Source organism: Xanthomonas sp. 3075, assembly GCF_014197275.1.
Taxonomy (GTDB): domain Bacteria; phylum Pseudomonadota; class Gammaproteobacteria; order Xanthomonadales; family Xanthomonadaceae; genus Xanthomonas; species Xanthomonas campestris_B.
In genome coordinates, this window is sequence record NZ_JACIFI010000005.1 from 54,307 (window position 1) to 75,399 (window position 21,093).

A 21,093-nucleotide genomic window follows, 5' to 3' on the forward strand; every position below is an offset into this window, starting at 1 on the left:
TGCGCTACAGGCCCGCGTGCGGACGCCGTCGCAACGCCTCGGCAATCGTATCGGCCAGCATGTCGCCGGTCAGCGGCTTGCGCAGGAAACTGTCGAATCCAGCCTCCTGTGCAGTGGGTTCGACCGCTTCGTCCGAGCGTGCGGTCACCGCAATCAGCGGCATGTCGTAGCCGAACACGCGCAGCTGTCGTGCCAGCGCGAAACCATCCAGGCCCGGCAGGTCCAGATCCAGCAAGGCCAGGTCGAAGGCGTTGTCGGCCGCCTCGGTCAACGCAGCCAACCCATGCGGGGCATGCACCACCGAGTGGCCTTGCGAACGCAGCAGACCGACGATGACCTCGGCGATGGTCGCGTCGTCCTCCACCAGCAGGATGCGCTGCGGTGCGATCGCCGCGCTGGCACGCGTCACCTCGCCGCCGAGCGTGGCATTGGACGTCACCCAACGCAGCGGCAGATCGACCACAAAGCGCGTGCCGGCGCCCAGGCGACTGATCACCTCGATATGCCCGCCCATCGCCATCGCCAGTTCCTGACAGATCGCCAGGCCCAGGCCGCTGCCGCCGTAACGCGACGTGGTCTTGGCCCCATCGCCTTGTTCGAAACGCTGGAACAGGCGTGCCTTCTGATCGGCATTGATGCCCGGCCCGGTATCGGCCACTTCGAAACGCAGGCCTTGATACGAGCCCAGCGTGGTCAACTTGAGCCCAACCACGCCGCGCTCGGTGAACTTGATCGCGTTGCTGAGCAGATTGAGCAGGATCTGGCGGATGCGGGTGACATCGCCGCTGGCGGTGATGTCGCCCAGCAGGCCGATTTCCAGACTGAAACGCAGGCCGCGCTCCTGCGCCAGCGGCGCCGTCAGCCCCTCCACTTCGGCCACCAGCTGGCGCACCGAGAACGGCTCCAGATCCAGCTCCAGGCGCCCGGACTCGATCCGCGCCAGATCCAGCGCATCGTTGACCAGGCGCAGCAGATGCGCGCCTGCGCGGCGAATGGATTCGGTATAGCTGCGTTGCTTGTTGTCCAGCGTGGTCTTGAGCAACAACTCGCTCATGCCCAGCACACCGGTCATGGGCGTACGCACTTCATGCCCGAGCGTGGCCAGAAAGCGGGTCTTTGCAAGCGATGCCTGCTCGGCCAGTTCCTGCTTGTGTACCGCCAGTTGCCAGGCATTCAAGCGATGCAGACGCCGGCGGTACAGCAGCACCGCAGCGGCAATGCTGCACAGCGCGAGCAGGCACAGCAGGGTCAGACCCCACGGCGACAGCCACCACGGCGGCAGCACCTGAAAGCGCAGCGTCTGGCTGGCCGACCAGATGCCGTCGGCGGTGCGCCCCTGCACTTCCAAGGTGTAAGGGCCCGAAGGCAGCCGCGAAAACAGCCGCTCGCCGCTGGGGCCGACATCGATCCAGTCCGGGTCGTAGCCGCTCAACCGGAAGCGGTAACTGGTGGACTCGGGACTGGTGAAGGTCGGCATGCGCGCGACGATGTGCAGATCGCGGTCGCCGTCGAGCATCTGCAGCGGTTCGATGCCGGTGACATCCAGGCCTTTCTCGCCACGACGCAACCCCACCCGCTCGATCAACAGCACCGGCCGATGCAGACTGGGACGCATGGCGCCCGGATCGAACAGCACCACGCCGTCGGGCGTGCCGCCCACGATCTGCCCGGTGTTTGCCTGCACCAGCGTGTCGGGCTGGAATTGCTGGTTCGGCAGTCCGTCGTGCACGCCGTACACGCGCACCAACTTGCTGCCGGGATCGATGCGGATCAGTCCGCGCGCGCTTGAAACCCAGGCCACCCCACCGGCATCGATCACCAGCCCGTTGGGCTCCACCATCGGGAATTCCTGCGTGTCGTCCACCGTATCCAGATGCTTGAGCCGGTGACCGTCCCACAGGTAGCGCCGCATCTGCCCGACCAGCCCGATCCAGACAATGCCGGCCTCGCCGAATCGAAACACGTGTACTGTCTGCGCAGGCGCACCGGGCACCGGCACGAAACGATCCGTCTGCGGCTCCCAGCGCCACAGACCGGTGCTGTTTGCAAGCCAGACCTCGCCATCCGGGCCAGTTCGCAGATCGCGGATGCTGGAGGTTCCCAGGCCGTGCTGTCCTGGTGCAATGCTGCGTAGCAGGCGACCGTCTTCGTCGCGTATCTGCAGCCCGCCCCTCATCAGAGACACCCACATGTGTCCCCGCTCATCGGCGACAAAGTGGCCCGGCGAATCGGAATAGGCCGCCGATGTGGGGTCATCCGAGATCGGCAAGCGCCTGATCTGCCTGGTGCGCGGGTCGTAGCGCACCAGACCCGCCTTGAAGCCGATCCAGACAATTCCCTGTGGGCTTTCGAGAATGGCGTCCGGCCAACGCAGGCCATAAATCACCCTGCCGTGGCGCTCCAGTCGCCCCGTCGCCGGGTCCAGGCGTTCCAGCGCCCCGCGCGTTCCGGAGAGCCACACCCCACCTGACACCGACGGCGTGGCAACCCGTACGAAGGGATTGCTCATCGATTGCGGATCGTCGGCGTGATACGACAACACCGAGAAGGTGTTCCAGTTCGGTGGCAGGTGCCAGAGCCCGCCATTGAGACTGGAGAACCACAGCCCGCCCTCGCGGTCCTCGTAGGCCGTGGCCCAACTGGGCTTGACCATTCCATGTGCGGAGGGGCTGTAGATCGGCACGTTGCTGACCTGCCCCCCGTCGGAAATACCGAGACCGGACATCGTATCCAGCCAGTAACGTCCACTGCGATCACGCAGCAGCATGCCGAGCACGCGCTGGGTTCCGGTACTGTCCTGCCAGGGCTGTTGCACAAAGTGGCCGCTGGGGTCGAGCTTGAACAAGCCTTTATCGATATCACTGACCCACAGCGTGCCGTCGCTTTCCATGCGCAGCCCATTGGTGTTCTGTGATGAACCAGGCAGCGGCAATCGCTCGAAGTCCTTGCCATTCCAGCGCGCAAGGCCGGCGCCGGTGCCGATCCACAGATCGCCCGCAGGGGTGACCTTCAATGCGTTCACGGTATTGGACGGCAGGCTGTGCGGGTCTCCCGCAACCGACTGAAAGCGCTGCAGGCTGCCGTCGGCGCGGCGCCGATACAACCCGTTACTGGACGTCCCGAACCAGACCTCACGTCCCAGCGCGGCGATCACCCAGACCGTGCTTTCCTTGAGTTCGGGAAATTCGGGACTCTCCAGCCGCTTGAACACCCGCTGCCTGGCGCTCATCACCCCGGTGCCACCGTTTTCAAAGCCGACCCAGACCTGGTCGTCGGCGTCGATACAGATCGCCCACACACCGTTGTTGGGCAGTCCTTCCTCCATCCGCCAGATGCGGTAACTGCGCCCATCGAATCTACTCAGGCCGTCGTCGCTGGCGAGCCATAGATAGCCCTGCTTGTCCTCGGCGAAATCATTGATTGTATTGGACGGCAAGCCATCGGCGACGGTGAGCTGGACGGGGACAGGGGTGATCGGCACGCTCGCACAGGCAAGCGCAGGCAGCACTGCGATCAGCAGACACACACACAGCCTGGCAAAGCGCTGCCGGCAATCGAGGCGAGGACGTAGATGAGACATGAAGGTTTCGCTGCAGGTTGCTGCATAGTGCGGGCCGCACCGTGCACGGGCAAGCCTGTCGCGGTGCAGGCGGACGCGCAACGTGCGATGCGACCTGCCAAGCATGCAGGTGACCGTGCAGTCACGCTCGCTTGGACCGACAGATCGGCGCTGGCGGATGTGCGCAGGCTGCGCCGTACCCTTGTCGCGCCGGCCCTGTTGCGATCATTGAATCGCGGCGAGCGGCCAGCGTAGGCAAACCGACCACAACGCCTGAGACAGCAATCCCCCATGATCCATGCCGCAGCGTGCAAGGCCTTACACGGCCAGCGGTTGCGGCATTGGTCAACGCGAGTCGATGGCCGGGCCGTCCCGCGTATCGGCAGCGTCGGCAAGCACCTGCGCCAGGGCCTGCGCGAGCAACTCGCCGGTGACCGGCTTGCGCAAGAATCCGTTGCAGCCAGCCGCCATCGCCTGCGGTTCTGCATCGGCATCGGCACGTGCGGTCACTGCGATGATCGGGAAGCGCACGCCGCGCGCACGCAGTTGCGCCACCAGCGCAGCACCGTCGATCCCCGGCAGATCCAGGTCACACAGGCCCGCATCGAAGCTGCGTGTCGCCACCTCGGCCAACGCGGCCAGGCCATGCAGCACATGGGTGACCTGATGGCCGCGCATCTGCAGCAGGCCGGTAATGACCTGCGCCACGGTCGGGTCGTCTTCGACCAGCAGCAGTTGCAACGGGACCGAGGCCTGCGCCGAGGTGACGCGCGGCGCGGCAAACTCCGGGAGCGCACGCGCCCAGCGCAACGGCAACTCGACCACGAAACACGCCCCCTGCCCCAACTCGCTGCTGACGGTCACCGCACCGCCCATCGCCGCCGCAAGCTCGCGGCAGATCGCCAGCCCCAGGCCGCTGCCGCCATGTCGCGCGAGCGTGTGTGCGCCTTCGGCCTGCTCGAAACGCTGAAACAGGCGCCCACGCTGCTCGGCGCTCATGCCCGGACCGGTATCGCGCACCTCTACCCGCACCCCCCGCGCCGGACTGTGCGGCAACACCGACACGCGCAGCTGCACGCTGCCGCGCTCGGTGAACTTGACCGCGTTGAACAACAGGTTGAGCAGGATCTGTTGCACCCGGCTGGCATCGCCATGCAATGCAGGCGGCAGCGCGTCATCCAGCTCGCACTCAAAAGCCAACTGCTTCTGCTCGGCACTCGGGCGCACCAGCTCGGCCACCTGCCTGACCAACTGGCGCAGATCGAAATCGCGATCATCCAGCGGCAACTTGCCGGCCTCGATCCGCGCCAGATCCAATGCATCGTTGACCAGCCGCAGCAGATGCTTGCCTGCCGACTGGATCGCACTGGCATAGCCCTGCTGCCGTGCGTCCAACGGCGTCTGCAGCAACAACTCGCTCATGCCCAGCACACCGGTCATCGGCGTGCGCACCTCGTGCCCCAAGGTCGCAAGAAAGCGCGTCTTGGCCAACGACGCCTGCTCGGCCAGCTCGCGCTTGTGCTGGGCCAACTGCCATTGCGCACGCATCCGCACACGGCGGCGGTACGCGGCGGCGAGCAGGCCGCCCAGCAGCACTGCCAGCACGCAGATCAGCGCAATGCCGGCATCGCTGCGCCACCAGGGCGGAGTGACCGAAAAGCGCAGCGATTGCACCTGCGATGCATTGCCCAATGGATCGATCCCCTGCATCTCCAGGACATAACTGCCTGGCGCTAACGAGGAGAACTCGCGCATTCCCGCAGCACCATGTTCCACCCACCCGGTATCGAACCCCGACAGCCGCGTACGGTAGCGATTGGCCATCGGATCGACGAACGAGAGCAGCCGCATGTTGATCCGCAACTGGCGATCGCTCGGCGCAAGCGAAAAGCCACCGAGGATCGACAATGCCTGACGGCGATCGGCGCGCTGGATGCTCACCGCTTCCAGGCGCATCTGGGGGGTGAACGACGGCACATCCGGCGCCTTGGTATCGATCAGCAGCGTGTAGCCGTCTGCAGTGCCCCCGACCAGGACCCCATCGCGCGCCATCAGCAGACAGCGGCGGCTGAACTCCTGACTGGTCAATCCGTCGCGCGCACTGAAACTGCGGATCCGGGCGGGCGTGGTGCGTGCATCGATGCGCCACAGGCCACGCGGACCGGACATCCACACGCGTCCAAGCCCATCAAGCTCCAAACCGTATGCGTCCATGGCCGGAAAACCTTCCGCCGCACGAACCCGGCGCACCCGCTTCCACGCGGCACCGTCTTTCTGCCAACGCTCAATGCTGCCTGCGCGGTAAAGCCACAGGTGGCTTTGATCCTCGAAGACAAAGCGTTGGATCGGATCGATCTGCAGACCTGGTACCGGTACGAAGCGATGTGACGCGGACTGCCAGACGTACATGCCGCCGACGGCACTCAGCCACAGGTTCCCATCCGGTGCCACGCTCAGCTGACTGGGAATCACCTGCTTCAGGCCATGCGGGTCGGCCTGGGAAATCGTCTCAAGCACGCGCCCGGTCACCAGATCTCGCCGCTGGATCACCTGCTCGTAAGCGGTCCACAACGTGCCGTCGCCGGATTCGCCCATCCAGATGACCGTCTCAGCAGGTCCGTCATCGCTGAAATGCTCAAGCGCGCCCGTTTCGAGGTCCAGACGCGACAACCGGTGCTCGCCATTACCCAGCCAGAGCTGCCCCCGACTGTCTTCCAGGGTCATTGCAATCTGCAGATCGCGCAGGTCGGGATGTTGGATACCGGTCTGCACGAGTGCCCCGGTGGACGTGTCGTAACGCAGCAACCGCCCACTGCCGTCGAACTGCCAAAGCCCACCGGATCGATTGGCTTGCGCAAGACTGCAGACGATGCCCTTGCCCTGGTCGTTGATCTGTTTGAAAGCGGCAGTGCGGCGCCAGTCTTCACGCAGATAGGCAAGCCCGCGTCCATGCAGGGGCACCCAGATTCCCCCGTGCGGACTGCGCCAGATGGTGGCCACGTGGCGGTTGGAGACCAGCGGGGCATCGCCATTGTTGACCGGCGTCGGCGGATGATCCGGACGGGTATGCCATAGCCCCTGTTCGGTGCCCAGCCAGAACTCGCCATCGCCAGCGTCGGCCACTGTCCAGACCCGGTTGCCGGCAGCAAACATCGGTGCCCAGGAGGGCGTATGCCACGCACCGGACGCGTCCATGTAGCGCAGCCCGGTGTCCATGGAAGCCCACAGCCGCTGGCCGACCCATTGCAGCGCATTGATGCCGGTGTCGTCACCATCCGGGTGCACGCGGTGCAATGCCAGGCCGTCGTAATAGGCCAACCCGCCCAGGGTGCCGATCCACATCCGGTCGCGATCGTCCAGCGCAAGCGCATACACGGGACTGGGCGTCAGCGGCTCCTCCATCTCGGCCAGGTCGAAGGAGGTGAATTGGCCCGTGGCCGCCAGACGCAAGACGTTGCCGGTGGACAAGCCAAACCAGACCTCGTCGCCGCGCCCGGCGATGGCATAGACGTCTCCCAGCGCCAGTTCGGGTACGTCATCGGGAAGATACGCGGTCAGCTTGCGGCGATCGGCACTCAGCATGGCCACGCCCGCGCCGCCCAGCGCCAGCCAGATCCGATCCTGGTTGTCGATATACAGCGCCTGCAGGAGATTGCTGCGCAGCGAGTAGCGATCGGTCGGATCGTTGTGCCAGACCTTGAACTCTGCGCCGTCGTAGCGGACCAACCCGTCGGTGGTGGTCATCCACAGATAGCCGGCGCGGTCCTGCGCAATGGCGGTGATCATGGTCGAGGGCAGCCCCTCGGCAGCCCCGACGATGCGGAAACGCGGAATCGCCGGCACCTCCGCCAGCGCCGGAAATACGGTCAGGGCGGCAAGCAGCATGAGCAGCAGATAACGCATGTGGGCATCCTTTCCACGTCCAGCCCGCATGCTCGCAACGGATCGTTGCGAGCGCAAGCCGCGCGCACATCCTCGGGATATGCCTAGAATCCGCCCATGACAACCCTCGCCCGCCTGTTGCTGCTTGCCATCCTGGGAATGACCAGCCTTGCCGCTAGCGCCGCGCCGGTGCGCTATGCGCTGGATCCGGTGCATACCCGGGTCATGTTCGCGGTTGAACATGCCGGGTTTTCCAAGGCGTTAGGCGCCGTTTCCGGAACTAGCGGCACGTTGGTCTTCGACCCGGACGACTGGGCCGCAGCGCGGCTGGATGTCAGCGTGCCGCTGCAACGCACCGACCTGGGCGATGCCAAGTGGAACCAGGCCACGCTGGCGCGCAACCTACTCGACGCCGAGCGGTTTCCCGACGCCCGTTTCGTCTCTACGCACGTAGAGGCCAACGGCGAAAACCGTGCCAAGGTCACCGGAAATCTGACCCTGCATGGGGTCACTCGCCCGGTCACCCTGGACGTGACCCTCAATGCGCTCAAGCGCCATCCGCTGCCACCGTTCCGCCGCACCGCCGGGTTTTCCGCGACCGCCACGCTGAGCCGTGCGGAATTCGGCATCGACGCGTGGAAATCGATGATCGGCGATACGGTCGAACTGCGGATCGAAGCCGAGGCCGTACGCGAAGGCCGCGCCGACGATGACGCACTGCAACCGCAAGATGCCCCCACCGCCCCTGACACTGCCGCCCCTCCGGAAAACCGAACATGAGTCTGAAAAATATCGAACGCTGGGGCGGTGTCAGCCAGATCCTGCACTGGCTGATCGCGCTGTTGATCCTGGTGCTGGGCATCGTCGGCCTGACCATGGGCGAACTGCCCAAGACACCGAAATATTTCTGGGTCTATACCGCGCACAAATCGCTCGGGCTGACCGTGCTTGCGTTGGTGATCGTGCGGCTGGGCTGGCGCTTGTATGCGGGCGCGCCGCCGCCGGTCAACGGCACCCCACGTTGGCAGGAACGCATCGCCAGCCTGACCCACTGGCTGCTGTACGCGATGCTCTTTGCCATGCCGCTGTCGGGCTGGTTGTACGACTCCACCAGCGGGCTGCGGCCGTTCCGTTGGTTCGGGCTATTCGCTGTGCCCAAGCTCAGCCCGCCAGACGAACAACTGCGCGCAATCGCGCATTTCATCCACGAATGGGGCTTCTGGCTGTTGATTGCCGTGGTACTGGCGCATGCCGGCGCTGCGTTCTATCACCACCTGTTCCAGCGTGACGCCACCTTGGCGCGGATGTTGCCGCGCGGCTGGCTCTCTTCCAAAACCTAAGGATTTCTCATGTCGTCCAAGCTGTTTGCCTCTCCCCTGCTGGTCGCGGCCTCGTTGGTCGCCACCTTCGCCGCCGCGCCGGTCCTCGCCGCCGATTACATCCAGGCACCCGGCTCGTCGCTGGTGTTTGCCAGCAAATACGATGGCGAAGTGTTTACCGGCAAGTTCCCCGGTTTCGACACCACGCTGAGTTTCGATCCGGCCAATCTTGCCGGCGCCAAGCTCGATGTGCGTATTCCGCTGGCCAGTGCCATCAGCGGCAATAACGACCGCGATTCAACCCTGCAGGGGCCGGACTTCTTCAATGTCGCCAAGTTCGCCACCGCGCGCTACCGCGCCGACAAGTTCCGCGCACTCGGCGGCAACCAGTACGCCGCCGACGGCACCCTGGAGCTGCGCGGCGTCAGCAAGCCGGTCACGCTGACCTTTACCTGGACCCCCGGCGCGCAGCCGGTGCTGACCGGCAAGGCCGTGGTCAAGCGCCTGGACTTCGGCGTGGGCAGCGGCGACTGGGCCGACACCAAGACCATTCCCAACGAAACCGCGATCAGCACCAAGGTCGTGTTCAAGGCGAAGTAACGCCACCGGCCGCACCGGACGCGGCCATTGAGCGGCGGACTACCTCGTCGGGTCCGCCGTTTTTTTGTGCCTGATGATTGAATGACACCGCGCGACAGCTAGACTCGGCACTCGCCCCAAGGACGCCGACGATGCGCGCACATGGAACGTTGACCCGCTGGAATACCGACCGCGGCTTCGGCTTTATTACCCCTGCTCAGCCGGGCGATGACGTGTTCGTGCACATTTCCGCGTTTCCCAGAAGCGCAGATGCACCGCGTATCGGTGAGCTGATTTCCTTCGAGATCGAACCAGGCAAGGATGGGCGACAGCAAGCGGTGCGCGTGATGCGCGCCGGAGCCCGTGCACCCGAGCGCAGCCCACGCCGGCAGCATGCAGCGGCGCGATCGACATCGGCTCATAGTCCCGTCGGGCTTGGCAAAGTCATGTTGCTCTTGCTTGTGGCAGGCGCTGGCGGTTATGCATATCTCAATCGGGACATGCTGATGCCAGAGCCTGCGCCCACTGAAACTTCGTCAGCGTCAGCAGCACCGGCACGAACACCGGTAGGCAGGACGCCGCCAGACCGCGCAGCAGCTCAGAGCTCGCGTGCGGTAACGGCACCTGCGTCGGCAAGCAGAACGTCCGCCACCCCCGCCCCCACACCGCACTACAGCTGTGGCGGACGCACGCATTGCTCGCAGATGACCTCCTGCGACGATGCCACTTACGTGTTGCAGCATTGCCCAAATACCGAAATGGACGGCGACCACGATGGCGTGCCCTGCGAGGACCAGTGGTGCCATTGAATCAATGCGGCTGACACCTTGAACGGGCGGCCGAGAAGAATAGTTTGTTAGCCGCATCTTGTTAGATGCAGTCAAACGCCCAGGTCAAACGCTGAGTTGGTCGAGCGCGCGGTGCCCTCACCGCTCGCGGGACACGCCGTGAACCCGTCCCTGGGGGCTCGGTGGCGGCATCCATGCCGCCACACGGTCCCGCAAGCGGCGAGGACACCGCACCATAAAGTTTGCCGACTGTTTGATTAAAAAAGATGCAAACGACCATCTCCACTGGTCCTTGCCCGCCCACCGTCGCGGGACCTTACGCGGCATGGATGCCGCGTAAGAGCTTACAAGGACGTATTTGCGGCGTGTCCCGCGATGGTGGGCGGGCAAGGGCACTGCAGCCAAGTGGCAGATGGCCGCCCTGCAGCGAAGGCCCAGATCACCTCCCCGCACCAGACCGGCGTGAAGTCGTTTTCAGCCGCTCTGAATCCACACTCTGGCGCGTATCGGGTGCGCACGCACGGCATCAGCGTGTACCGGCATTCAACCACTCGCGCAAACGCTGGCTGTCGAACGGCCACCCCAACTCGCGCCCACCCGCATCGCGCAACACCGGCACCCGCTCACCATAAGCGGCCTCAAGCTCCGCATCGTTATCGATAAAGACGCTGCTGAACTCGCCTGCGCGCACTTGCGCCAGCACCTCCACAGCCTGGTCGCACAGGTGGCAATCGTCGCGTTGGTACAGCGTCAAGGCCATCGCAAAGTTCCCAATGCTGCGCTGCAGCCGTGCTGCAATCGCCGAACGACTAGAATAGCCGCCTTTACGCTCACCCCTCCGGCACGCATGGCTGTCAGCACGTTCGACCTGTTCAAGATCGGCATCGGTCCGAGTTCCTCCCACACCGTGGGCCCCATGCGCGCGGCCGAGCGCTTCGTGCATCGCTGGCTGCTCGACACCGGCCGCCTGCAGGACGTGGTGCGCATCCGCGCCGAGGTATTCGGCTCGCTGGCGCTGACCGGCCGTGGTCATGGCACCGACAAGGCGGTGCTGCTGGGGCTGGAAGGCCACCGCCCCAACCTGATCGACCCGGACATCATCCCCGCCACGCTTGAGCGCATCCGCACCAGCAAGCGCATCAACCTGATGGGTCAGCGCGAGATCGTCTTCGACGAAAAACGCGACCTGCCGATGAACAAGCGGCAGAAGCTGCCGTACCACACCAACGGCATGCGCTTCACCGCTTACGACGCCGACGATGCAGTGATCGCCACGCGCGATTACTACTCGGTCGGTGGCGGCTTCGTCGTCAACCAGGACGATGCCGCCGACGACCGCATCGTGGCCGACGAAACCCCGCTGCCCTACCCGTTTCTCAGTGGCGACGAACTCCTCGCGCAGTGCGCACGTAGCGGCCTGAGCATCGCCGCGCTGATGTTCGAAAACGAAAAGAGCTGGCGTAGCGAGGACGAGATTCGTGCTGGCTTGCGCGAACTCTGGGCGGCAATGCAGTCCTGCGTGGAGCGTGGCATCCGCCAGGAAGGCACATTGCCGGGCGGCTTGAACGTGTCGCGGCGCGCACCGGCGTTGTACCGCGAACTGTCGTCCAAACCCGAAGCGGCGATGCGCGATCCACTGACCACACTGGATTGGGTCAATCTCTACGCACTGGCCGTCAACGAGGAAAACGCCGCCGGTGGCCGCGTGGTCACCGCACCCACCAACGGCGCGGCCGGCATCATTCCCTCGGTGCTGCATTACTTCGACCGTTTCTGCCCTGGCGCGTGCGAGCAGCGCATCTTCGATTTCCTGCTCACCGCTGCAGCCATCGGCATCCTCTACAAGGAAAACGCCTCCATTTCCGGTGCTGAAGTCGGCTGCCAGGGCGAAGTGGGTGTGGCCTGTTCGATGGCCGCCGGCGGCCTGGTCGCCGCGCTCGGGGGCAACCCCGGGCAAATCGAGAACGCGGCGGAAATCGGCATGGAACACAACCTGGGCCTGACCTGCGACCCGATCGGCGGCCTGGTGCAGATCCCCTGCATCGAACGCAATGCAATGGGCGCAGTCAAGGCGATCAATGCCAGCCGCATGGCCATGCGTGGCGACGGCAAGCACAAGGTGTCACTGGACAAGGTCATCAAGACCATGCGCGACACCGGCCGCGACATGCAGGACAAGTACAAGGAAACCAGTCGCGGCGGCCTGGCAGTCAACGTGATCGAATGCTGAGCCGGGCGCGGTTTTGAACCGCGGCATGGATTTGCATTGACGCAGCAATGCAGCGCCAACCTCTCATCCGCCGCGAAAGGTAACACCCAACGCCGTCCATTTCTGGCAGACGCAGAAAGCTGCGCAGTCGAGAAAGCTGCACAGCCCGCCCTGCAACAAGCCCCCGCTTCCAGCTTCCCTTCTCCCGCCTGCGGGGGAAGGTGCCCGAAGGGCGGATGGGGGCCATCGCCATCGCCGTCATTCCCCCTCGCAGGCCGGCATCCAGCGGCGCAGCCACACAACCTGCACCGCCAAGGCGCACCTGCAGGCGCTTCCGGCACTGCCGCACACCGCCAAACGCACAGCGATGCGACCACCCGCAGCGCCCGCTGACGCAATCGCTCAACACTGCAAAGCTGTACGTGCCCACCACATGCCACCGTGTACCGTTTGCCGCTGGATTCCGACGGAGATCGCGATGCGACAGCTTGCCTGCACTCTCGCCCTGGCCCTGGCCTGCGGCCCTCTGATGGCACAGGAAGCCAGCTACGGCCCGCGACTGGAAGGCTTCGATTACCCGTATCCGGTCAAGACCTTTGCGTTCACCTCGCAACGGCAGCCGCTGGAAATGGCGTACCTGGATGTCGCGCCCACCGGCAAACCCAACGGGCACATCGCCGTGCTGCTGCATGGCAAAAACTTCTGCGCCGCCACCTGGGAGCAGACCATCGCCGCGTTGAGCACCTCCGGCTACCGCGTCATCGCGCCGGACCAGGTCGGCTTCTGCAAATCCAGCAAGCCGGCCGCCTATCAGTTTTCCTTCGCGCAGCTGGCCGACAACACGCAGGCACTGTTGAAGAAGCTGGGTATCGAACGTGCCGTGGTGGTCGGTCATTCGATGGGCGGCATGCTCGCCATCCGCTATGCACTGATGTATCCGCAAGCCACCGAACAGTTGGCATTGGTCGACCCGATCGGCCTGGAAGACTGGAAGGCCGAAGGCATCCCCTGGCGCAGCGTGGATGCCTGGTACGACAACGAACTGAAGATCAGTTTCGAGCGCATCAAGAAGTATCAGATGGAGGTCTACTACGCCGGCCAATGGAAGCCCGAATTCGAACGCTGGGCGCGCATGCAGGCCGGCATGTCGCTGGGCAACGGCAAGCAGGCGGTCGCCTGGAACCAGGCGCTGACCTACGACATGGTATTCAACCAACCGGTGGTCTACGAACTGCCCAGGCTGGCCGTGCCGACGACGCTCTTCATTGGCCTCAAGGACCGCACCGCGATCGGCAAGGACACCGCCCCGCCCGAGGTCAAGGCACGCGTCGGCGACTACACCAGGCTGGGCAAGCGCGCCGCCAAGGCGATTCCGAACGCGAAGCTCGTCGAGTTCGCCGACCTCGGACATTCGCCGCAGGTGCAGGACCCGACGCGTTTCAATGCTGCGCTATTGAAGGCGATTGCGCCGTAATTGCACGACCCGCTGCACTGTGGTCGATGTGGGTCCATTCCTCTAAAAACCGCAGCTCGGTAACGTCCGGGCTGCGGCGCACTGCAATTGAATGTTCGGCGCAGACGCGCTGCCTCAGTCAGCACGACAGACAGCCGCCAATCCCCGCCACGCAAGTCGGCCATCGAGTTCGGCGCCACATCCCGCCAGCGCATCTCACCGACCCGTTACCCAGCCACGATCCGCAACACATCATCCAGCAACGCCGCCGCCGTCACGTCGGCACCCGCGCCCGGCCCCTGGATCAGCAATGGCTGTTCACGATAACGGTCGCTGCTGATGGCGACCCGGTTGTCGGTGCCCGCACCGCCGGCCAGCGGGTGATCCAGCGCCAACTCGCGCAGGCCGACGCTGGCGCCATGCGCATCCACGCGTCCCACAAAGCGTAGGCAGCGCCCTGCGGCACGTGCCTGCTGCCAGCGCGCGCCCACCACCTCATCCAGCGCGTCCAGTTGTGCATCCAAGGCCGCAAGCGGCACGCACGCGATACTCGCGGGCACCAGCGATTCCACATGTACCTGTTCGGCCTCCAGCTGCCACCCGGCCGCACGCGCCAGGATCAGCAGCTTGCGCCGCACATCCTCGCCCGACAGATCGATACGCGGATCCGGCTCGGTGTAACCGGCCGCCACCGCCTCGCGTACGCAATCGGAAAACGCGCTACTGCCGTCGTAGCGATGGAACAGCCATGCCAGCGAACCGGACAATACGCCTTCGATCGAATGAATATGGTCGCCACCCGCCACCAACGCGCGCACGCTACTCAACACCGGCAACCCCGCACCCACCGTCGCGCTGTCACCGTAATGCGCGCCACTGGCATGACGCGCCGCCTGCACCGCCTGCGCCCGCGACAATGCGGTGCCCTGCCCGAGCTTGTTGGCGGTAACCACGTGCACACCACGCAACAACCATTCCACATGCCAATCGGCGACCACATCGCTGGCGGTGGCATCCACCAGCACATCGCCGGCTCGCAAGGCGGCGGTTTCGGCCCAGGGTTGCAACACGGCCTGGCCACGCGGCGCGGCGTTGGCTTGTTGCAAAGCCTGGGCGGCGCTGGTGCCGCAATCGTGCGCGACGCGCGAGTTGGCCAACCAATCGAAGCGCGGCAACTGCAGCTGGCGCTCCTGTAGCGCGGTGTAGCGCGCCACAAACGCGCGCCCCACCGTGCCGGTGCCCAGCAAGGCCAGCCGTGGCGTTGGCGTCACTGCTGCCGTCGAAGCGCGACGCGAAGCAGGCAGTACCGCGCTCACGCGTCGACCTGTTTGCGGCTTGCGGTGGTCAGCGTTGCTTCGGCACGCGCCAGACCTGCGCGTAGATCGATCAGCAGATCCTCGGCCGATTCGATGCCGATCGACAACCGCAGCAGCCCGTCGGAAATCCCGGCCGCAGCCCGGGCTTCGGCAGTCATCGCCGCATGCGTCATCGAGGCCGGATGGGCGATCAGGCTTTCCACACCGCCCAGCGACTCGGCCAGGGTGAAGTAACGCAGGCCATCGACAAACGCGCGCACCGCGGCTTCGCCACCATCGAGCTCGAAACTCATCATCGCGCCGAAGCCCTTCTGCTGGCGCGCGGCCAGCGCATGTCCCGGATGCGCAGCCAGGCCCGGGAAATACACCTGATTGACCACCGCATGCCCGTCCAGCAGTGCGGCGATCGCATCGGCGTTTTCCTGGTGCACGCGCAGGCGCGCATCCAGCGTGCGCAGACCGCGCAAGGTGAGGAAGGCATCGAACGGCGAGCCGGTCAGGCCCAGCGCATTGGCCCACCACACCAACTGCTGATGCAGCTCGGCATCGCGCGCAACCACCGCGCCACCCACCACATCGCTGTGGCCGTTGATGTACTTGGTGGTGGAATGCAGCACCAGGTCCGCCCCGAATTCCAGCGGCTTCTGCAGTGCCGGCGATAGGAAGGTGTTGTCCACCACCGTCAACGCACCCACCTTCTTCGCCGCCTCGATGACGAAGCGCAGATCGGTGATGCGCAGCAGCGGGTTGGACGGGGTTTCGATCAGCACCAGCTTGGGCGAGTGCGCCAGCGCATCGGCCAGCGAGCGCGGGTCGGTGAGGTCGGCGGTGATCAGCGCGAAGTGGCCTTTCTTGGCCAGCGCATTGAACAGGCGCCAGCTGCCGCCATACGCATCGTGCGGCACCACCAAGGTATCGCCCGGCTGCAGCAGTGCGTTGAGCACCAGGTTGATCGCGCCCATGCCGGTGGAGGTGATCACTCCGCCGGCACCGCCTTCCAGTTCCGCCAGCGCTTCGCCGAGCAGATCGCGGGTCGGGTTGCCGCTACGGGTGTAGTCGTACTGGCGCTTGTTGCCGAAACCATCGAAGGAGAAGTTCGACGACAACACGATCGGCGGCGTCACCGCGCCATACGCAGTGTCGCGATCGATGCCTGCGCGGACGGCGGCGGTGGCGGCGGTACAGGGGGCGTCGGCGGGGTCACGAAAGCTCATGCGGTTTCTCCGGTGAAGCGAAGGGCAGTGGTGAGGATCGCGTCGATGCGATCGATTTCTTTCAGGAAGGCGTCATGGCCATACGGCGAGCGCAGCACGCGCAAGCTGCCCCGCGGCCCCAGGCCTTCGACCAAGGTGACAAGGTCGGCCAGCTGCACCAGGCGGTCGCCTTCCACCGCAACAACGACGGTGGGCACGCGCACCTGCGCGGGATCGATGCGATGCAGATCGATCGATTCGGACAGCCGCAGATACGCGTTCACCGGCGTGCGCGCCACGTATTGCGCGCCGGCGGCATCCAGATAGTCTTCGGCCGCCACCCGCACGCGGCCATTGATCACTTCCGGCGGCGCGTCGAAGCGCTCGCTGAATTCTTCCGGCGTGCGGTAGCTGAGCATGGCGAACTGCCGTGCCAGCGCCAGCCCATGGTTTTCTGCGCATTGCAGCTGACCCAGCGCCACCGCGCGGCGCTGCAGTGCACGCCAGGCGGCGGCATACGGATGGGCGCGATGCGCGCCACTGACCGCCACCAAGGTGCCGACGCGGGCGGCGTGCCGAATGGCGAACTGCAAACCGACCAGCGCGCCGTACGAGTAACCGACAAAGCCATGCAAACGCGCGATGCCCAGCGCATCCAGCAACGCGGCGATCGCATCGGCCTGGTCGGCAGTGTCGATCGGCGCATCCAGCGTGCCGTCGGCGCCAAGGAAATCGAACGCCAACAGACGACGCGATGCCGGATCCAGCGCGCGGCCGTTGCCGACCAAGCCATCCATCCAGCCCTTTTCGGGGAACAACGCACTGGGAGCCAGATGACGGTGCGCGGAAATTCCGCCGGCCACGAACACTACCGGCGCATTGGCAACGCCAATCAATTCGTAGCGCAGCCGCACCTGGCGCATGCCGGCGTGCCGCATCGGCAAGGCGATGACGAGATCGCCGCGCACGGCAATCGTCCCGTCATCGGTGACGGCGGGTGGATCGGCGTAGTCGGTAGGTGACGGCGATGCTGTATTCACGAGGCTCATGGCGATATCCGGGGTGGATCGGCCATCGAGCTTCGCGGGAGCTCGCGTTCGACGTGCACAAGGCACGATTCGAACCATCTTTCGGCGGACGCGACGGTCCCCGCAGGATTTGGCACCAAACGCGGGCGCTTGCGCGCTCCGCTGGCTGCCCCGGCATCAAAGGGCCTGTCCCTCCGCCGGTCTCGATGGTGAGGCTAAGATGCCACCGCTTTTTTGCGATGTCAATCTCTTCATGCGGATGGAAAGATATATTTTCATCCGATACCACTCCGGCCAGTGATGGGCCACATACTTGCCGCTCCCTTTCGTCCGAGCCCAGCGCGTGGCCCTTCAGCTGTCCTGCAGCGCCGTGTCCCCTCTCGCATTGGCCTTGATCGCCGCGCTGCTGGCCTGCGCAACACCGGCGGCTGCACAGCAACGCTGGCATTGGCCAGGCGCCACAGCCGTCGCCCAGCCCGCGACGACGACACAAGCACCGGCTGCATCCACCGGTACCAGCCCATCGCTGCAGCTGGAATGGCAGGCGCCGGCCTACCTGGTCTGGGTCAGCAATCCGCTGGCCGGGCCTGCACAGGTCCAGCTGGGCGCACCGCCCAGCGAGGATTACCGCGCCGTGCCGCAGTTACCGCTGACGGCGCAACTGGCCGCGCACGAGCGCCGGCTACTGGCCCGGCTGTATCCGGCCAGCAACCAGCGCAGCCTGGGCGGGCTGGGCCTCAAGCTCGACGCAGTGCCCGGCGATCCGCAGGCACGCCCGCAGCAACAAGTCCGCTATCAACTCCCGTTCCGCGATGTGCCGATACACGTGGACCAGGGCTTTGGCGGGCACTTCAGCCACACCGATGCGGCCAACTGGTACGCAGTGGATTTCGCCCTGCCGCAGGGCACGCCAGTACTGGCCGCGCGCGCGGGCGTGGTCATGCAGATAGCGCGCGATATCGTCGAAGGCCGCCCGCACGACCAAGCGGCCGGGGGCGGCAACCTGGTGCGGGTGCTGCACGCCGACGGCAGCATGGCGCTGTATGCCCACCTGGCACCCGATGGCGTGGCGGTGCGCCCCGGCCAGGTGGTCCGCACCGGCGAGCGCCTGGGCGCCTCGGGCAATACCGGCTTCAGTACCGCCCCGCATCTGCATTTCGCAATCCAGCGCAATGCGGACATGCAACTGCGCTCGCTGCCGTTTCGGATGCTGGGCCCGCAGGGCGAACTCCAGTTTCCGTCGCCAGCGCCGTGAGCGACGGGGGCCGGGAAGTCACGGCTTGCCGACGGGGGAGTTCCGGGCCGGGACCGCAGAAGCCCACCGCACCGAAGCCGCTATAATCACCGGCTTCCTCAGTTTCCGCAGGCGTCCGACCGGGCGCGCCCAGCCCATGTCCGACGTCTCCAACGAAGCCGCGCGCCGGCGCACCTTCGCCATCATTTCCCACCCCGATGCGGGCAAGACCACGCTGACCGAAAAGCTGCTGCTGTTCGGCGGCGCGATCCAGATGGCCGGCTCGGTCAAGGGCCGCAAGGCCGCCCGCCACGCCACCTCGGACTGGATGGCGCTGGAAAAGGAGCGCGGCATCTCGGTCACCTCCTCGGTGATGCAGTTCCCGTACGAGGGCAAGGTGATCAACCTGCTCGACACCCCCGGCCACGCCGACTTCGGCGAGGACACCTACCGGGTGCTGACTGCGGTGGACTCGGCGCTGATGGTCATCGACGTCGCCAAGGGCGTGGAAGAACGCACCATCAAGCTGATGGAAGTCTGCCGGCTGCGCGACACCCCGATCATGACCTTCATCAACAAGCTCGATCGCGAAGGCAAGAACCCGATCGACCTGCTGGATGAAGTCGAAACCGTGCTCGGCATCCAGTGCGCCCCGGTGACCTGGCCGATCGGCATGGGCCAGCGCCTGAAAGGCGTGGTGCACCTGATCACCGGCGAGGTGCACCTGTACGAACAGGGCCGCAACTTCACCCGCCAGGATTCGACCATCTTCCCGTCGCTCGACGCGCCCGGCCTGGCCGAAAAGATCGGCGCACAGATGCTGGCCGAGCTGCGCGACGAACTGGAGCTGGTGCAGGGCGCCAGCAATCCGTTCGATCTGGATGCGTATCGCGCCGGCCAGCAGACCCCGGTGTTCTTCGGCTCGGGCGTCAACAACTTCGGCGTGCAACCGCTGCTGGATTTCTTCATCGAGCACGCCCCGCCGCCGCAGGCGCGCGACACCACCGGTCGCCGGGTCGAGGCCACCGAAGCCAAGCTCAGCGGCTTCGTCTTCAAGATCCAGGCCAACATGGACCCGCAGCATCGCGACCGCGTGGCGTTCATGCGCGTGTGTTCGGGCAAGTTCACCGCCGGCATGAAGGCGCTGCACGTGCGCAGCGGCAAGGACCTCAAGCTGGCCAACGCACTGACCTTCATGGCTTCGGACCGCGAGATCGCCGCCGAAGCCTGGCCGGGCGATGTCATCGGTATCCACAACCACGGCACCATCTCCATCGGCGACACCTTTACCGAAGGCGAATCGCTGTCGTTCACCGGCATTCCCAACTTCGCGCCGGAGCTGTTCCGCCGCGCGCGCCTGCGCGACCCGCTCAAGCTCAAGCAGCTGCAAAAGGGCCTGGCGCAGCTGTCCGAAGAAGGCGCCACCCAGTTCTTCCGCCCGTTGATGAGCAACGATCTGATCCTGGGTGCGGTCGGCGTGCTGCAGTTCGACGTGGTGGCCTACCGGCTCAAGGACGAATACGGCGTGGATGCGATCTTCGAGCCGGTGAGCGTCACCACCGCGCGCTGGGTGCATTGCGACAACGCCAAGAAGCTGGAAGAGTTCCGCGAGAAAAATGCCGGCAATCTGGGCATCGATGCAGCCGGCCAACTGGTCTATCTGGCACCGACCCGGGTGAATCTGCAGCTGGCGCAGGAACGCGCACCGGACGTGCGCTTCTCTGCCACGCGCGAACATGCGCATGCCAAGGCAATCGATTGACCGCCACTTGAACCACCACGCGAGAACGCAACTGCCGGCGATGCGAATCGCTCGCAGTTGCGGTACCTTTTTGCCATGAACGCAGACGCTCCCCCCTCCACTGACCTGCGCGACGAAATCGCCAGTGCCGTGACGCACGGCCTGGGTGCAATCGCTGCATTGGCCGGCGGCTCGGTGTTGATCACCCTGGCGGCCATCTATGGCGATGGCTGGCAATTGGCCACCTCCATCGTCTTCAGCGCCACCCTGATCCTGCTCTACGTCGCCTCCACGCTATTCCATGCCATCCCGCATCCTGGCGCGAAGGCGCGCCTGCAGGTGCTCGATCACTGCGCGATCTATCTGTTGATCGCCGGCACCTACACGCCGTTTACGCTGATCAATCTGCGCGGTCCCTGGGGCTGGGGATTGTTTGCCGCCATCTGGACGATTGCCGCAGCCGGGGTGGTCTTCAAACTGTTCTTCACCGGCCGCTTTCGATTGCTGTCGACGGTGCTGTATCTGGCGATGGGCTGGCTGATCATCGTGGCGATCCAGCCGTTGCTGCGCTCTGTCGATACCTGGTCTCTTTGCTGGCTGCTGGCCGGCGGGCTCTTCTACACCCTGGGCACGTATTTCTACCAGCGCGACACCCAACGCTATTTTCATGCGATCTGGCATCTGTTCGTGCTCGCCGGCAGTGCCTGTCACTTCGTTGCGGTGACCGAGCAGGTCGTGTGAGCTGAGGTGCGCTGTGCGGTGCGTTCGCACCCTGTGCACGAGGGATCGCCA

Annotated in this window: 15 protein-coding genes and 1 riboswitch; of the genes, 9 read left to right on the top strand and 6 right to left on the bottom strand. The window is 65.3% G+C overall.

Annotated elements, in window-relative coordinates; genetic code table 11:
* Positions 1-4 precede the first annotated feature (4 nt).
* On the bottom strand, positions 5-3,580 hold the full coding sequence (locus tag GGR62_RS06380) for an ATP-binding protein (RefSeq protein WP_184407088.1): 3,576 nt from the start codon (positions 3,578-3,580) through the stop codon (positions 5-7).
* Positions 3,581-3,904: 324 nt separating this feature from the next.
* Positions 3,905-7,462, bottom strand: coding sequence for an ATP-binding protein (locus tag GGR62_RS06385; RefSeq protein ID WP_184407089.1), 3,558 nt, complete (start codon positions 7,460-7,462; stop codon positions 3,905-3,907).
* 96 nt (positions 7,463-7,558) lie between these two features.
* Here GGR62_RS06385 and GGR62_RS06390 point away from each other — a divergent pair, with 96 nt between their 5' ends.
* The 4 genes from GGR62_RS06390 (at position 7,559) to GGR62_RS06405 (ending at position 10,148) form a co-directional block, all read left to right on the top strand.
* Complete coding sequence (locus GGR62_RS06390; RefSeq protein WP_184407090.1) at positions 7,559-8,221, top strand: YceI family protein; 663 nt, start codon at positions 7,559-7,561, stop codon at positions 8,219-8,221.
* Entirely contained in the window at positions 8,218-8,781 is a 564-nt protein-coding gene (locus GGR62_RS06395) for a cytochrome b (RefSeq protein ID WP_184407091.1), read from the top strand. Before GGR62_RS06390 ends, GGR62_RS06395 begins: the two co-directional genes overlap by 4 nt.
* Positions 8,782-8,790: 9 nt before the next feature.
* A complete protein-coding gene (locus tag GGR62_RS06400; protein WP_184407092.1) occupies positions 8,791-9,360 on the top strand; it encodes a YceI family protein in 570 nt (189 codons plus the stop codon).
* A 131-nt stretch (positions 9,361-9,491) separates the two neighbouring features.
* A complete protein-coding gene (locus tag GGR62_RS06405; RefSeq protein ID WP_184407093.1) occupies positions 9,492-10,148 on the top strand; it encodes a cold shock domain-containing protein in 657 nt (218 codons plus the stop codon).
* 505 nt (positions 10,149-10,653) lie between these two features.
* Here GGR62_RS06405 and GGR62_RS06410 read toward each other — a convergent pair.
* Entirely contained in the window at positions 10,654-10,887 is a 234-nt protein-coding gene (locus GGR62_RS06410) for a glutaredoxin family protein (RefSeq protein WP_184407094.1), read from the bottom strand.
* A gap of 87 nt (positions 10,888-10,974) precedes the next feature.
* Between GGR62_RS06410 and GGR62_RS06415 the strand changes: the two genes are divergently transcribed.
* Together GGR62_RS06415 and GGR62_RS06420 are read left to right on the top strand one after the other, a co-directional pair.
* On the top strand, positions 10,975-12,357 hold the full coding sequence (locus tag GGR62_RS06415; RefSeq protein ID WP_184407095.1) for an L-serine ammonia-lyase: 1,383 nt from the start codon (positions 10,975-10,977) through the stop codon (positions 12,355-12,357).
* Between the two features lie 457 nt (positions 12,358-12,814).
* Complete coding sequence (locus tag GGR62_RS06420; protein WP_184407096.1) at positions 12,815-13,810, top strand: alpha/beta hydrolase; 996 nt, start codon at positions 12,815-12,817, stop codon at positions 13,808-13,810.
* Positions 13,811-14,016: 206 nt separating this feature from the next.
* On the opposite strand, the gene GGR62_RS06425 is transcribed toward GGR62_RS06420, so the two are convergent.
* Genes GGR62_RS06425 through GGR62_RS06435 form a run of 3 tightly spaced genes read right to left on the bottom strand, consistent with a single transcriptional unit; the run spans position 14,017 to position 17,347 of the window.
* A complete protein-coding gene (locus GGR62_RS06425; protein WP_184407097.1) occupies positions 14,017-15,105 on the bottom strand; it encodes a homoserine dehydrogenase in 1,089 nt (362 codons plus the stop codon).
* A complete protein-coding gene (locus GGR62_RS06430; RefSeq protein ID WP_184407098.1) occupies positions 15,102-16,319 on the bottom strand; it encodes an O-succinylhomoserine (thiol)-lyase in 1,218 nt (405 codons plus the stop codon). The genes GGR62_RS06425 and GGR62_RS06430 overlap by 4 nt, the downstream gene beginning before the upstream one ends.
* Positions 16,316-17,347 (bottom strand): homoserine O-succinyltransferase, encoded by a 1,032-nt coding sequence (locus tag GGR62_RS06435; RefSeq protein ID WP_184407099.1) that lies wholly within the window; start codon positions 17,345-17,347, stop codon positions 16,316-16,318. The genes GGR62_RS06430 and GGR62_RS06435 overlap by 4 nt, the downstream gene beginning before the upstream one ends.
* Positions 17,348-17,418: 71 nt before the next feature.
* A riboswitch (SAM riboswitch) is annotated at positions 17,419-17,539 on the bottom strand.
* Between the two features lie 142 nt (positions 17,540-17,681).
* Here GGR62_RS06435 and GGR62_RS06440 point away from each other — a divergent pair.
* The 3 genes from GGR62_RS06440 to GGR62_RS06450 all read left to right on the top strand — a co-directional run bounded on the left by GGR62_RS06440 (position 17,682) and on the right by GGR62_RS06450 (position 21,042).
* Positions 17,682-18,581, top strand: a complete 900-nt coding sequence (locus tag GGR62_RS06440; protein ID WP_184407219.1) for a M23 family metallopeptidase — start codon at positions 17,682-17,684, stop codon at positions 18,579-18,581.
* Positions 18,582-18,717: 136 nt separating this feature from the next.
* Entirely contained in the window at positions 18,718-20,322 is a 1,605-nt protein-coding gene (locus tag GGR62_RS06445) for a peptide chain release factor 3 (RefSeq protein WP_184407100.1), read from the top strand.
* 75 nt (positions 20,323-20,397) lie between these two features.
* A complete protein-coding gene (locus GGR62_RS06450) occupies positions 20,398-21,042 on the top strand; it encodes a hemolysin III family protein (RefSeq protein ID WP_184407101.1) in 645 nt (214 codons plus the stop codon).
* The last annotated feature ends 51 nt before the right edge of the window (positions 21,043-21,093 follow it).

What these genes read in the sequence shown, in the direction of transcription:
- GGR62_RS06380 (WP_184407088.1), bottom strand. Translation starts at nt 3,580, where the DNA reads ATGTCTCATCTACGTCCTCGCCTCGATTGCCGGCAGCGCTTTGCCAGG.
- GGR62_RS06385 (WP_184407089.1), bottom strand. Translation starts at nt 7,462, where the DNA reads ATGCGTTATCTGCTGCTCATGCTGCTTGCCGCCCTGACCGTATTTCCG.
- GGR62_RS06390 (WP_184407090.1), top strand. Translation starts at nt 7,559, where the DNA reads ATGACAACCCTCGCCCGCCTGTTGCTGCTTGCCATCCTGGGAATGACC.
- GGR62_RS06395 (WP_184407091.1), top strand. Translation starts at nt 8,218, where the DNA reads ATGAGTCTGAAAAATATCGAACGCTGGGGCGGTGTCAGCCAGATCCTG.
- GGR62_RS06400 (WP_184407092.1), top strand. Translation starts at nt 8,791, where the DNA reads ATGTCGTCCAAGCTGTTTGCCTCTCCCCTGCTGGTCGCGGCCTCGTTG.
- GGR62_RS06405 (WP_184407093.1), top strand. Translation starts at nt 9,492, where the DNA reads ATGCGCGCACATGGAACGTTGACCCGCTGGAATACCGACCGCGGCTTC.
- GGR62_RS06410 (WP_184407094.1), bottom strand. Translation starts at nt 10,887, where the DNA reads ATGGCCTTGACGCTGTACCAACGCGACGATTGCCACCTGTGCGACCAG.
- GGR62_RS06415 (WP_184407095.1), top strand. Translation starts at nt 10,975, where the DNA reads ATGGCTGTCAGCACGTTCGACCTGTTCAAGATCGGCATCGGTCCGAGT.
- GGR62_RS06420 (WP_184407096.1), top strand. Translation starts at nt 12,815, where the DNA reads ATGCGACAGCTTGCCTGCACTCTCGCCCTGGCCCTGGCCTGCGGCCCT.
- GGR62_RS06430 (WP_184407098.1), bottom strand. Translation starts at nt 16,319, where the DNA reads ATGAGCTTTCGTGACCCCGCCGACGCCCCCTGTACCGCCGCCACCGCC.
- GGR62_RS06435 (WP_184407099.1), bottom strand. Translation starts at nt 17,347, where the DNA reads ATGAGCCTCGTGAATACAGCATCGCCGTCACCTACCGACTACGCCGAT.
- GGR62_RS06445 (WP_184407100.1), top strand. Translation starts at nt 18,718, where the DNA reads ATGTCCGACGTCTCCAACGAAGCCGCGCGCCGGCGCACCTTCGCCATC.
- GGR62_RS06450 (WP_184407101.1), top strand. Translation starts at nt 20,398, where the DNA reads ATGAACGCAGACGCTCCCCCCTCCACTGACCTGCGCGACGAAATCGCC.